The sequence below is a fragment of the Stygiolobus sp. CP850M genome, from assembly GCF_037389425.1.
Lineage (GTDB): Archaea > Thermoproteota > Thermoprotei_A > Sulfolobales > Sulfolobaceae > Stygiolobus.
Window position 1 is genome coordinate 26,324 of sequence record NZ_JBBHKR010000082.1, and the last position, 12,561, is coordinate 38,884.

Annotated in this window: 18 protein-coding genes and 2 pseudogenes; 11 read left to right on the top strand and 9 right to left on the bottom strand. The window is 37.6% G+C overall.

The annotated features are described in order from the left end of the window. Position 1 precedes the first annotated feature (1 nt). From WIW89_RS10520 to WIW89_RS10540, 5 genes are read left to right on the top strand one after another with little or no spacing between them, the layout of a single operon-like run. Positions 2-307 (top strand): HypC/HybG/HupF family hydrogenase formation chaperone, encoded by a 306-nt coding sequence (locus tag WIW89_RS10520; RefSeq protein WP_337702149.1) that lies wholly within the window; start codon positions 2-4, stop codon positions 305-307. 6 nt (positions 308-313) lie between these two features. Beyond that, positions 314-1,333 carry a hydrogenase expression/formation protein HypE gene (gene hypE / locus WIW89_RS10525; RefSeq protein WP_337702152.1) on the top strand — a complete coding sequence of 340 codons (1,020 nt, stop codon included), beginning with the start codon at positions 314-316 and terminating at the stop codon, positions 1,331-1,333. Between the two features lie 9 nt (positions 1,334-1,342). After that, positions 1,343-1,555 carry a hypothetical protein gene (locus tag WIW89_RS10530; protein WP_337702155.1) on the top strand — a complete coding sequence of 71 codons (213 nt, stop codon included), beginning with the start codon at positions 1,343-1,345 and terminating at the stop codon, positions 1,553-1,555. After that, positions 1,552-1,983 (top strand): hypothetical protein, encoded by a 432-nt coding sequence (locus WIW89_RS10535; RefSeq protein WP_337702157.1) that lies wholly within the window; start codon positions 1,552-1,554, stop codon positions 1,981-1,983. The genes WIW89_RS10530 and WIW89_RS10535 overlap by 4 nt, the downstream gene beginning before the upstream one ends. Beyond that, complete coding sequence (locus WIW89_RS10540) at positions 1,965-2,456, top strand: hydrogenase maturation protease (RefSeq protein ID WP_337702159.1); 492 nt, start codon at positions 1,965-1,967, stop codon at positions 2,454-2,456. The genes WIW89_RS10535 and WIW89_RS10540 overlap by 19 nt, the downstream gene beginning before the upstream one ends. Before the next feature lie 145 nt (positions 2,457-2,601). Here WIW89_RS10540 and WIW89_RS10545 read toward each other — a convergent pair. After that, positions 2,602-2,736, bottom strand: a pseudogene (locus WIW89_RS10545) (IS6 family transposase); the annotation flags it as partial. Between the two features lie 386 nt (positions 2,737-3,122). Here WIW89_RS10545 and WIW89_RS10550 point away from each other — a divergent pair. Next, positions 3,123-3,290 (top strand): hypothetical protein, encoded by a 168-nt coding sequence (locus tag WIW89_RS10550; protein WP_337720732.1) that lies wholly within the window; start codon positions 3,123-3,125, stop codon positions 3,288-3,290. Between the two features lie 79 nt (positions 3,291-3,369). Further along, positions 3,370-3,795, top strand: coding sequence for a conjugal transfer protein (locus WIW89_RS10555; protein WP_337702161.1), 426 nt, complete (start codon positions 3,370-3,372; stop codon positions 3,793-3,795). Here WIW89_RS10555 and WIW89_RS10560 read toward each other — a convergent pair. Then, positions 3,784-4,065 carry a transcriptional regulator, SarA/Rot family gene (locus WIW89_RS10560; protein ID WP_337702163.1) on the bottom strand — a complete coding sequence of 94 codons (282 nt, stop codon included), beginning with the start codon at positions 4,063-4,065 and terminating at the stop codon, positions 3,784-3,786. The genes WIW89_RS10555 and WIW89_RS10560 overlap by 12 nt on opposite strands. A 368-nt stretch (positions 4,066-4,433) precedes the next feature. Here WIW89_RS10560 and WIW89_RS10565 point away from each other — a divergent pair. Beyond that, positions 4,434-5,515, top strand: a pseudogene (locus tag WIW89_RS10565) (IS701 family transposase). 714 nt (positions 5,516-6,229) lie between these two features. Further along, complete coding sequence (locus tag WIW89_RS10570; protein ID WP_337702165.1) at positions 6,230-6,700, top strand: hypothetical protein; 471 nt, start codon at positions 6,230-6,232, stop codon at positions 6,698-6,700. Here the strand turns inward: WIW89_RS10570 and WIW89_RS10575 are convergent. From WIW89_RS10575 to WIW89_RS10600, 6 genes are all read right to left on the bottom strand, one after another. Continuing rightward, entirely contained in the window at positions 6,644-7,045 is a 402-nt protein-coding gene (locus tag WIW89_RS10575; protein ID WP_337702167.1) for a hypothetical protein, read from the bottom strand. The genes WIW89_RS10570 and WIW89_RS10575 overlap by 57 nt on opposite strands. Before the next feature lie 2 nt (positions 7,046-7,047). Then, positions 7,048-8,301 carry an AAA family ATPase gene (locus WIW89_RS10580; RefSeq protein WP_337720733.1) on the bottom strand — a complete coding sequence of 418 codons (1,254 nt, stop codon included), beginning with the start codon at positions 8,299-8,301 and terminating at the stop codon, positions 7,048-7,050. A 456-nt stretch (positions 8,302-8,757) separates the two neighbouring features. Next, on the bottom strand, positions 8,758-8,976 hold the full coding sequence (locus WIW89_RS10585) for a hypothetical protein (protein ID WP_337702250.1): 219 nt from the start codon (positions 8,974-8,976) through the stop codon (positions 8,758-8,760). Positions 8,977-9,104: 128 nt separating this feature from the next. Next, on the bottom strand, positions 9,105-9,494 hold the full coding sequence (locus WIW89_RS10590) for a type II toxin-antitoxin system VapC family toxin (RefSeq protein ID WP_337720734.1): 390 nt from the start codon (positions 9,492-9,494) through the stop codon (positions 9,105-9,107). Further along, positions 9,491-9,751, bottom strand: coding sequence for an AbrB/MazE/SpoVT family DNA-binding domain-containing protein (locus tag WIW89_RS10595; RefSeq protein WP_337720804.1), 261 nt, complete (start codon positions 9,749-9,751; stop codon positions 9,491-9,493). The genes WIW89_RS10590 and WIW89_RS10595 overlap by 4 nt, the downstream gene beginning before the upstream one ends. A gap of 172 nt (positions 9,752-9,923) precedes the next feature. Further along, the gene (locus WIW89_RS10600) at positions 9,924-10,577 is read right to left on the bottom strand and encodes an IS6 family transposase (RefSeq protein WP_337720735.1); all 654 of its coding nucleotides are present in this window, start codon (positions 10,575-10,577) and stop codon (positions 9,924-9,926) included. A 258-nt stretch (positions 10,578-10,835) separates the two neighbouring features. Between WIW89_RS10600 and WIW89_RS10605 the strand changes: the two genes are divergently transcribed. Continuing rightward, positions 10,836-11,075: a VapB-type antitoxin gene (locus WIW89_RS10605; RefSeq protein WP_337720737.1), complete on the top strand. Its 240-nt coding sequence runs from the start codon at positions 10,836-10,838 to the stop codon at positions 11,073-11,075. After that, positions 11,054-11,431, top strand: coding sequence for a type II toxin-antitoxin system VapC family toxin (locus WIW89_RS10610; protein WP_012952631.1), 378 nt, complete (start codon positions 11,054-11,056; stop codon positions 11,429-11,431). The genes WIW89_RS10605 and WIW89_RS10610 overlap by 22 nt, the downstream gene beginning before the upstream one ends. A 177-nt stretch (positions 11,432-11,608) precedes the next feature. On the opposite strand, the gene WIW89_RS10615 is transcribed toward WIW89_RS10610, so the two are convergent. After that, positions 11,609-12,339, bottom strand: a protein-coding gene (locus WIW89_RS10615) for an IS1/IS1595 family N-terminal zinc-binding domain-containing protein (protein WP_443294849.1) whose coding sequence is annotated in 2 segments — positions 11,609-12,087 and positions 12,087-12,339 — 732 coding nt in all. The coding sequence is not laid out codon by codon here. Positions 12,340-12,561: the final 222 nt, after the last annotated feature.

Sequence of the window (12,561 nt, forward strand, 5' to 3'; positions counted from 1 at the left end):
GATGTGTTGGGCAGTTCCTGCAAAGGTAGTAGCTATTGATTCAGACGTGATAGCTGAAGTAGATTTAGGCGGAGGGACTATAAAGAAGGTTGCAATAGGTGTGGATAACGTTAAACCTGGAGATTACGTAATGGTACATGCTGGAGTTATAATAGAAAAATTATCTAAGGAAGGAGTTATAGAGAATTTAAAATTCATAGCGGAAGAAATTCAGAGAACTGAGGAAATCATGGGCAAATCTGAAGAGGAAGCGAAAAAAGCCGCTGATGAGTTCTTCAAAGAAGCTATGAAAATTTTAGAGAGTTGATGAATTATGTCATATAATAAGATACAGATTTCTCATGGTAATGGAGGTAAAGAAACTCAGCAACTATTGCAGAGGCTCTTCTTTTCTAGACTTCCACTAGAGCTAAAGAGGGTAAAAGGAGGGGTGGGAATTGATTATCCAGACGACGGAGCAGTTCTCCAAAATAACCTAGTAGTTGCCACAGATTCCCATACTGTAAATCCCTATTTCTTTCCAGGTGGAGATATAGGATATCTTGCAGTCTCTGGTACCTTAAATGACGTAATAATGATGGGAGCCAAGCCAATAGCCATGTTGGACTCAATTGTAGTTTCTGAAGGATTTCCGATTGACGACCTTGAAAAGATTACTGGATCTATGATAGAATTATTAAAAAAATATAATATTCCTCTGGTGGGTGGAGACTTTAAGGTAATTGAAGAAACGACTATGAAGAATTCTATCATAATAAATACAGTCGGCTTAGGAGTTGTCGAAACTGGAAGTCCTATAGTAGATGCTATAAAACCTGGAGATAAAATAATAGTTACCGGGCCTGTAGGAGTTCACGGTGCAGTAATTGCCGCAATGCAATACAACATATCTACAAACCTTAAAAGCGACGTAAGACCATTGTTCGAATTACTTGAGGTATTCAGTAAGTTTAAAGGCTATGTTCACGCTGCTAGAGACCCTACAAGAGGTGGATTAGCTGCTACATTAAACGAGTGGGCACAGTTAACCGGTAACGTAATAGTAATTGAAGAAGCAAAAGTCCCAGTATTAGAGGACGTTAAAGCCATAACTGAAGTTACCGGACTGGATCCGTTGAATCTAGCCAGTGAAGGCGTTGGCGTACTGGCAGTAGATAGTAACGTTGAGGACGACGTTCTGGAAACCCTAAAAAGCTTAGGATTTGAGCCTGCAAGCATTGGATATGTAGTTGAACCTAAAAGCGAGAAAGGAATAGTTGTTGCAAAGACTGCTGTAGGGGGAGCAAAAATATTAGAAATGCCCACAGGAGATATCGTACCTAGAATATGCTAGTGATGTAAAATGAGCGAAATAATAAAACTTGTCCTAGAATTGTTAGCTTTTAAGGACGCAATTAAAGAAGAAATGACAAGGCCCATAAAACAAGAATTACTCTCAATAATTTACGACATAAAGACAACCCCTGAGGAGGTTAATTTGGATAAAATGCTTAAGGAATATGAGGCAAAAGACCTCTTAGATTTGATAAGAAAAATACGGGCTGGTAATAAATGAAGTTAGTTGTGGGTTTTATACCTTTTTCTGCGACACCCGATGGGTTAGTTGTAGAGAAAGTTTACGAGATGTGGAAAGGCAAGGATTTTGTCCTAGACCTCGGTACGGATCCTATAGCCGCAGCAGAGGAGGTAAGAAAGTTATCTCCAGAAAAAGTATTATTGGTAGGAAGTAGTAGATATGCCCCAGAAGGTATAAGTGAGAAGGAAATAATTCTTGAGACTACAGATAGGTGGGAAATGTTAGAATTATTAAGACCTGGATTAGATGGCAGGTATTATTTAGAAGACGTAGCTTACGGCCTTCTAATCTTCTCAGTAGTGAACAAAGTATACGCCTTATATTTTAGGGGGGATTATAATGACGAAAGTATTGCAAAGCTTAATGCTAAGGTAGAGGAGAAGGTAAATTGTCTATTAAAATCATAGGTCTAGGAAATAGACTTTACGGAGACGATGCGGTTGGTTCACTAACTGCGGCTTGTATGGAAGAACTTGGCTTGCCTGCATTTGATGCCGGTGCTAACGGCTTTCAAGCTCTCTCGGCAATAGAAAACGGAGACATAGTATTTTTTATAGACATTGTGCAAATGGATGAGGAGGAAGGAATATTTAAAGTCGATTTAGACAAAGCTGATTTCGTAGAGATAACAGATCCGCATAGATTAACTCCGTTGCAAGTATTATCTTTATCTGCAAGATCTAGTAACAGACCTAAAGAGGCGTATATTGTGGGAATAAAACCGGAATACATAGACTGGCCCGGAATAAGCGACGCCGCTATAAAAAGACTAGAAAAAGTGCTACAGAAGTTTAAGAAATTTATTTCTACTTACGGAATTGATGTAGATGTAGATAAAGTTATACAATGCGTAAAAAGCAAAAGCAAAGAACCTTGGTGATAAATGAAAACTTCTCATTGTGATGCTGAAAGCAATTAGCGAACCTATTACCTATAGCTTGGAAAATATTAAGACAATTTCTTTTAGTAGAGTGTTTACCCCGTGGCACAACTTTTCCTTACTTTTAATTCCGCCACGAGGCACCCCTCCAAGAGGACAAACCACACAAGTATTCTGCCAACGCTTGGGCTACTTGCTCTCTGGTGTAAAACCTTGGCTTAACATTAATATACTCAAATACAATTTGGGTGAGCACGGGAACTCTCCACTTGATTCCCATGTGCTCACCAAGATAAAAACCCCGTGCTCACCCTTAAATAGTATTACGCGAAAATTAGTTCTTACAGAACGAGAAAAGATTGTTGAATAAAATTATATTAAATTAACAAAATTATTGTCCACACTCGAACTAACCTTGTATAATGCGTTTAATCCTCCTTGGACTTACTTTGTATGTCCGCTGAAACGATTGTGCCTTCAGATAATACGTAAAAACATCTAACCTTTTTACGTAACTTTTGGGGATTTGTATGAAAATCATGTTTGCTCTATGTTAATTATAGAGCATAGTTAGTGTATAAGCTTTATGCTTTACGTAAACAATAGAGCATAATACAAGCAAGTAAAGTTATAAGCTTCAGAAGTTCATATTTAATCTTGAGAATTATGCCCGAAACCATAAGGATAGTAAGGAAATATTATGCAATAGACGAAAATAGGGATATAGTAGCTGAGGGTAATTCTTGGGAAGAAGTGGAAGAGATTATGAAGAAGAAGGGATACAAAAGAAGTCAATACGACATTTTAACGGTAGTGGAAGCAGAGAAGAGTTAGTATGAGTAACCACATAGAAATCCAACGTTAAAATAGAAAGTCCATCTTTAAATTTGTCTTATTGAAAACTATTACATGTATGAGTAACTACATAGAAATCCCTTTCATCAGTTTAAGAGGCTATGCGGTACCTTTACTAAAAGCAGAGATGGAGTGCCCCAGGATAGGAGGGAACATATTAATTTACGCTTTACCGGACAGCGGTAGTAGGTTCTCTATAATAAATAGGAAAACTTTAAACGAGTGCTTTAACAACCCAGAAGAACGTTATTTGGACACTGTAGTATTAACCAACCTGAACCTGCATACAATGAGGTACAAACTAAAATTTCATTTCGTGGAACTTAATGAGGATTTCGAAATCCCAGTTGCAGAAGCCGATTTCGGAGAAATCGGAGGGATTTATCCCAGCCTAATCTTAGGTAGGGACGACTTCTTTTCTAGAGTAACAATATGCTTTGATAAGAACGTTAAGTTACTCGTTAAGATTAATTCATTGATTTGACTTTATAATTTCCTGTATCTGAAGAAGTAACTGAGCTATTTTTCTCCCTTTCTCACTCAGATAAATTAATTTCCTTCTAGAAAATACCTCTTCTCTCTTCTCTACTAAGAATCCTTCATTTAATAACTTATTGAGAGCTTGGGTAACAGAGTTAGGACTCAGTTTCATCTCCTCATAAATTTCCTTTACCGCCACCCCTTCCTTTATGCTAATTAAATATAGTAAGATATACTGCTCGGTCTCACCGAGAACGCGATATCTCTCTTTCATATGGTTGATGTTATACATATAATGAAAAGAGTAATCTATGGTTTATGCGATATGTAAAGAGAAGATTTAAATATTATTATGCTCTATGATTAACATAGAGCAAACATGGAAAAATATCCACAGATAAATACATCTTCCTAACTCCCGGGGTATATATCGTTATTTACCTCCTAAAGGTAGGTAAGGCAAAAGCAAGCGAAATATCCGAAAGTGCACAAATCCCATACCAGACCGTAATACAGAATATTAGGTTGTTATTAGCAGAGGGATATGTAATAAACAGCAGTTATGGGAATCTTAGGGAGGTAATACTAAGAAGTCGGTATTAGCGAGAAGTTTATAATTTTAGACATCTTCCTGCTGAAAAGATGACAAACGGAAAAGGACAAATCGAGTTAGCTAAGGAGAGGCTGGTCAAGGCGGTCAACCAAGTTCTGGGCGTGATCAGGAGGAACGGGAGGAGCAGGAAGGTCGAGTTAGCACTCGTTTTGATGGTCCTGCTAGGTGGTAGGGCCAGCGTGAAGAATGCTGCTGAGACGTTCGGGTTGGACTACGCAAACCTGCTGGAGGCGTTGGGAGAGCTCCACGACGCGTGGAGGGACTACTTGAAGGTCCTGTCGGGGCTAGTGAAGGGTGAGGTAGCTGTAATCATAGACGACACCGTGGACCACAAGGAGTACTCCAGAGGAAAGGACGTGAGCCCCCACGGAAACTACTGGATCTACTGCCACACCCACGGGAGGTTCGAGAGGGTCAAGCTCCTCACGGTCGCCATAGTGGACCTCTCCACGGGCAGGGCGTTCATGGTTTCCCCTACGCCGTGAGGAAGATGTTGGACTTGGGGATGGTCACCGAGTTCAAGACCAAGATCGACTTGGCCAGGGAGATGTTGGACGTGCTCAAGGGGTACTTCCGCGTGTCCAGAGTAGTCTTCGACTCGTGGTACTGGTCGGAGAAGCTCGTGAAGGACAACGTGGTGTCTGAGCTCAAGTCCAACCAAACTCAGGGTCGAGTCGGCCCGGGGGACCCTCGAGGAGGTGAAGGGATACCTCCGAGTGGGATACCCCCGGAGTCTACTACGCCGACCTGACCCTTGGAGGTCAAGCGATTACGGTAAAATTGTTAGTCCGGGAACGTGACTCCGGGACACACGTTAGGTACCTCTACACGACCGATCTCTCGCTCGGCGAGGAGGAGATGGAGGAGGCATGGAGGATGAGGTGGGAGATTGAGGAGCTCCACAGGGACGTGAAGGCCTTGGGACTGGAGGACTCCTCGTTCTGGAGGAGAGAGGCTTCAGGGGTACCTCACGATCTTCACCATCATGACCAACGTTGTCAGGGAGCTGGTGGGGGCTCTTAACCTGAGGAGCGTGGAGGCGTTCCTCAGGTTTGTTGAACGTTATTTAGGTGGATCGTCGGGGCTAATGAAAATCTTTAAGTTACGTTAAAGTCCCATAACTGCTGTAATTTAGTTATAGCGAGAGAATTTAAAGACGTTAAGGAGAAGAATTTAGTTAACTCAGTAAATTTATTCTTCCACTATATAATATTTATAATAGTACCTTTAATAATAGGCTTATTTATAAATATAAGTATATTTTACGGTATACTAACCTTTATCATATTATCAGTAAGTTCTTCATTACTTTTACTATTTATAAAATTAAATTAATTCTTTAAAAGGTTTAGTTAGCTATCTTCTTTAACTTCCATGGAGAACGAAGATTCTAAAGTTCACTATTTTCATGATAGGCTGTAACTCTTTTACGTAACTACTAGTTATTTTTAATTACTTCTAAATTAGTTTTGATTAAACTACGTTTATATACTATTACTTATACTTTTTTCCTTTGACGATCTTCTGCTTGATGACGGATCTAATCATGAGGATAGGAGTGAAATGTTACATGAGAAGGTAGGGTGTTTCTCTCGACTAGTCTCAATGATCTGAAGGTGACTATGGACGATCCCTTAAGAGGGGTGCCCCGTGGTGGAATTAGAAGTAATTAAAAGTAAGGAAAAGTTATAACAATACTAGACGTGGACGACCCTATAAATAATATTGAATTATGTCAAGGTGAAATTTAATTTAAAATTCTAGAATAGGTGGGGAAGAGAAGGAAAGTAGAAAAACGTATATACTTAGTTTTCTAGTCTTTCATGTGATAAGGTTAATAACGAAGTTCGGCAGTAAAGAACGCGATGAGGACATTTTAGTTGTTGTAGACGATATTAAGGAGGCATTTAAAGCTTTAAGTGAAATTGTTATAATTAATGAAAATCTAGATTTACACGTCATAGATTACCTTACTTTCCTAAGGCTTTTAAAAGAAGACCCCTTTTATGTTAACGTCCTGATTAACGGAGAGCATGTTATCAACGCAATGAAAATTGATAATATGAACAAGATAATTGAAGAGGCTATAAGTAAGGCGAGACAACTTGTAGATAAGCAATGCAGAGAAGGAAAGAACGGGATATCGCTAGCTTATTATTATTTAATCTCTAGGGGGATTTTCCCAAGAAATAGGCACGACGTAAAGAACATTTTAGGTAAGGATAAAGGGGATGACTTTTCATTTATCTGTACAGCTGAAGATTTCAACACTGTCAAACTTCTTACTCCAGCGTAGAACGTGGATTAATGCGCTTTTAACCTCTTTAGGAACAACAATGTAAAAGTGATACGTCATCTGGCCATTGCAATAAATGTCCTTAATTTTCTTATAAATATCTTCTATATGATTTTTTGAGACTGGACTTTGATTTATTTTCTCCTTTATCGTATTTTCTATTTTCTTAGGGTCATTAAAGCTCTTAATGTCCTTTAGTTCGATTAATATTATCTTATTATCCTTAAAGCATAGGAAATCTGCATGCTTATTACTGCTTTTGAATTTTTCACTTTCCATATCTATTAATAGCGAACATTCCGTAGAAAAACAACAGTCGTTTTCACATACTTTAATAGCTCTCAAGGTTACTCACTTAGTTTTGCAATTATTTTTAGAATAGAGTAATAAATATCCGTTATCCCAGGGATGTTTTCCAGAACTTTTTCCGGATCCATTAACTCTATTTTTCCATCTCTCACATGATAAATTTTAACATTAACGTTCATTTCCTGGCCCTCAACTTTCCCTAAGTTAAAAAGTTCAACAACCTCTTTTTCCTTCTTAAAATGGGAGAGAATCGCTAATATAATGAGGATAATTTCACTGTGTGTAGTAATGACAACCTTATGCTTTTTAGATAACTCGTATAAAAATAACCCCATCTTAAGTTGATAATCAGTACTTAATTGGGATTCAGGCTCTTCAATAAGTAATAAGCTTTTCCTCCCATCCGCAATAGCTAAGGAAAAAGCCGTAAGTTCCTGCAGGCTTGAAGAAAGGAAAGGAATTTCGAGGCCGTTAACAGAAAGAGTTTTCTCTACATTCACTTTTAGGTCCCAGAAATTATTAATACTACCTTTACCGCTTCTGATTCTTTCACTACCTTTATTTATCCAGAATATTAGGCTCTTAGTATAAGGCAGAGGTTTTATATTCTCTCTATAAAGTAAAATTAAAGACCTCCCATAGGATAAGAACCTTACAGAAGGAATTTCTACTGCTATGCTAACCTTATTCATTATTGCTGGAACTAAATATGAAGCCATGTAAGAGCTTATATTTGAAATTAAATTACTTGAAAGAACTGTCTTACACAGCTCTTTATCTCCAATTGATGAAACTTCAACCCTTAAAATTAGTTCACCTCTAGAGAATCCAATGTCTATTTTATTCACGCAGTATGACGAGTAAGGTGTGTAAGTAACTGCTGGTATAGATAAAGACGTTAAAGCTTCTTTCGTGATTTCCATTATTCTATTTAATAAATTAGAATCATCACGGGTAATTGCGGTCTCGTTAACTGAAAGGAGAGATCTCGAAATTCTCTCTCTTAGTATCGTAAGAGATTCCAAAAATTTTTCCGAAATATTTAAGGAAGTTGTGTATTTTCTTCCCTTTATCGCATTTTCTGAAATTGAAACAATTGTAGAGTAGAGACTTTCCGCAACTATGGTAGCTAAGTCAACATTATTAGCTTGGTCAAAGAAGGCCAGATTAGAATAAATACTTTTCAGTATGTAAGATTTACCAGAATTAGGTTTACCAAATATAACCGTAAGGTCTCCTAATTCTATTGACGTATCCTTGAGCACGCCAAGGTTCTTTATTATAAGCTTCATTAAAAATAAGTAGAAAAGGCTTGTTTTATATTTTTCAAACTACTCTGTGAGAACGAACTTTACAGTTGAGAATGATATCTAAAAACTACAAGGAAAAACGTTTTTCGTCTAACTGCAAGGGATTTACTCGGGTAAGAGATACAGAACTTCCTTATTTACCCTCATTCCCAAACTCATGATTTGTAGGAATTCAGCAACTCAGAGTTTTACCTTTTTTATAAAATTAAATAACCTACACAAAAAGGTTTATCTCCATTCTTTTCATGAAAGCTTTATCATCACCTCAATTATTTACTCTATGGTAGATTTCAATTATCTACTTATGCGTACAGCCATAAGGCCTAAATTTCTCTCCGCATTAATAAATGTGCCATACGTTATTCACAATTATCTAAAATCTTTAATACCGCATTCCATTCTTATCGCTTTCTTGACTATCTCTTCAAGGTTTTCACTCTACGCGTTTAATTTTTCTCTCGCAATCTTAACTTTAGACAACTCACCGTTAAACGCTTCTTCCATTTCTTTTAAGTCCGGCCTATCCATTTCCCTGGTCAGCAATACGTGAAGAGTCGTGCCTAGGGAGAAAATGTTGAAAGAAGGGCTGGCTTTCTCTATTAATGCCATTGTCAACAGTTTCGGATAAACCGTGAATTTTACGCCATTTGATATCATTCAACATTCCTAATCCTTTTAGTGCTATTAAGTAAGCTGAGGCTGTATGCCTATCAAATCCCTTCTCCTTTTTTATCCCTATCTCATAACTCGATTATGCAGGGACAAATTGAGAAGGTTAGTGAATTTCATTTAATCCATATTCTCCTTAATTCTGCAACTTTATCTAACTCTTTATCTTCACTTAAGATCACGTTTATTGAATTGTTTAACATTACGGCAATATGAAAGGCATCAGATGGCTTAACTGAGTATTTTCTCATAATCTCTTTAGCCCTCTCATATTCCTTTATCGTAATTGGTAAAACTGTTAAGTACTTGAGCACTATTTCATCCAAGAATTCTATGGTATCGCAATACTTAACTCCATACTTCTTCTTAGACACGTATATTACCTCATCTATAACTAAAGGATCTGAAAACAAGCTTTCATATGTGAGGAGTTTTATATAATACTCTTTTACCTCACTTACTCCCGAGTTTAAGTAGATTAAGAAATTAGCATCAAGAAAAATCAATCTTCAAATTCCTCTTCAAGACTTATGTTCTCCAGTTCCCCAAGGCTTGCCCTTTTAGCATAAGATATCTTCCTCTCATGTTCTTCTAATTTTTTGACAACTTCTCGTATGTTAACCCTCCTCTCAGGTTCTAAGATTATCTTATCTCCAACGACTGTCAAAATTAAGATATCCCCCTCTTTTATTCCCACCAAATCCCTTACACTTTTAGGAATTATTACATAACCCTTCTTTCCTACTTCCACTCTTAGAGTCAAACTCACTCTACTACAGTTTAACTGGCTAAACTAATATTTAAAATTTTACGCTAATGAGTAACAACAAGTTTCACGACTTGGGGAGCTTCTGATATAAAAACTTTTTTGTGAAAATTGCGAGTGTGGACAATAATTTTATTTATTTGAAATATTTACATTTATTATCACCCCCTTATCTAACAAGTACGTTGGGGTGTAAAGGATATATCAGGAAGAATGTTGATAACCACCTAGTTATTGTGATTGTCAGTATTCCAAGGGAAGTGGAAGTCCATTGATGCAAGTGTTTTAAGCTTCTGAACCCTTGTTTTGCATAATCCCTCTCGTTGAACTTCTCGTGTTCCACGTTTAACCATGAGAAGGCGTTGTATGCTGTTGCCCCATCGTGCAAGTAAATTACCTTATCAATCCTTCTCCTAAACACCCTCATTGCTATTTCCTCAACCCTACTCATGTTCGCAAGAACTACCAAGACGTGTACCCCACTCCTAACACTAGTAACCATGAAGAAGGGTATTCCCTTGGTTTTTACATCCCTAACGATCCACACGTAATAGTACTGACCATTAATTAGCCTCACCTTAGTCTCGTCAATAGCGTAAACACCACTCAATGGCACAGCGTACTTAACATAACTCAACCTCCTATGATAGTAAAGCAGAGTGGAATGGGGTAACACGACCCTCCATGAGGATAACCCGGAAACGTAGTTAGCCAATGCAGAGGCTACGGTCTCCCTAGAGTAAAACCTAGGGCTAAGGTTAATATACTCAATTAAAATTAGTATAATTTGGGTGAGCACGGGAACCTTCCATCTAGTTTCCATGTGCTCACCTCCAGGTAATACCTCCCGTGCTCACCCTAAAAAAGTATTATCATCAACGTTCTATTAATAAAGCACAAACAATTCAAATAATTCATTTTATATTAACAAAATTGTTGTCCACACTCAAGAAGTATAAAATTAAGCTTATAACGTTAGAAAATCTAATAAGTGTAATGATTTTCTATATGAAGTGGTAATTGTCGTGGATTAAGTTAAGGGTGGGAAAAATTTTTATTTTTTATATTCCCACTTACATCTATGGATGTTAAAATTGCCGACTCAAAAGGGAGGGTTTATTTAGGTAAATGGTATGCTAATAAGAAAATTTATGTTGTGGATTTGGGTGGAGTTATAATTTTAACTCCTTATACTGCTTTTGCTGAGGAGTTAGAAAAGGTGAAGAATGTAGAGGAGTTAATGGAATTCCTTAAGTCGATATCGCCTAAGGAGTTAAAGGAAGCCTTTAGGGAAGCCTTATGGGAAAGGACGAAGTCCTAATAGATACAAGTGCGTTTATATCGAATAAGAGAAGAAAGGGGAAAGTTAGTGTAGTAACGCTAATAGAAATTATGGAATGGGCTTTAAGGAAGTATAACGAACATAGTAAAAAAGGTGATAAATTGAGGGCTTTAGGTTACCTAAATCTTATAACTTCACTTCCGCTAACTGTGAACGAAGTAATCGAGATAAAGGGTGACGAAATAAGAGATCTAGTGTATTATGTAACTGAGAAAAGTTTAGACCCTACCGATGCTTATCTTGCAGTTTTAAGCAAGAGGTTTAAGATGCCTATAATTACGACGGATAAGGATTTCGAAAGGGTTAAGGATGAAATAGAAGTTATAGACCCATGAAATCACAATTAAGCTCAGCTAAAGAATTCCTTAATTGTTAATGAAACTCTCAGCCTTTCTCCATTTAATTTTTCCTCATTCACGTGTTGTGAATAGTTTCAATTTTTATCAGAACCAACGTTAAACTTATTTTTAAATCTACGTTTTATTTTGAAGAGTGTGGTGATAGTGTCGTCGTTAAGCTACAAATTCTGGGATTAACCTTCTTTTCGTTAAGACTAGGGCTATGGAGTACATCATGCTACGAATGCTCCTATTTACTGCCTTTGTTGCTCTCTTGAATCTAATTAGCCTATCCCTTAATGAGGAATGAAAGGATTCGTTCGGGTTAACTGGCGAGACAACCGTGTGGTCTTTCAACCAGTAGTACAAGTTATAATCATCGCTCACCCATCTACCCTCTTCAGACAAATACTTTTTGACCTCAAGGAAAGTACTCTCACCCCTATCCCCCACAGAGTAAATGAGGTAAACTCCCAGCTCCGTGTACACGTAACAAGTGAAAACCCACTTGTAAAAAGCCCTAGTATTCTTGTACAAGTAAGTCCACATCTCATCAACAACCTTAGCAACAACCTTACCCTTGACCAGCTCCTCAGCCCTACCCCACAACTCAACCAACTTCTCATGCTCTTTCCTACCATAACGCTTAATCAAGTGAAAACAGTACCAAGAGGTACGTTAAGCCTAAAAATAGCCCTCATACTCATACCATTAGCATACATTCTCAAAGCCTCCTCCCTCAACTTCCTAGAATGATGATGATAACTAGCATCACCCAAGAAGTACTTACCACAATCCCTACACAAATACTTCTGCCTACCCAAAGGCCTACCACACTTAACAACATGATGACTACCACAAGAGGGACAAGAAACGTCTTGCCTAAATACAAGCTTCCTACCCATAAGTAATACTCGTTATACAAATATAAATAACTTAACGACGACACTATCTCCACACTCTATTTTAGCAGAAAAAAATTTCTACACTAAAAATTGAGTGAGTGGTTTTGGAATAAAGCATCCAGGGTAAATCTTACAGTATGATTAGCTTAAACTAATATTCTTCTAATATTTATGGCTCTAGGTATTACGTTCCAATGCGGCAAAAGGTTTTAAGTCATCAGT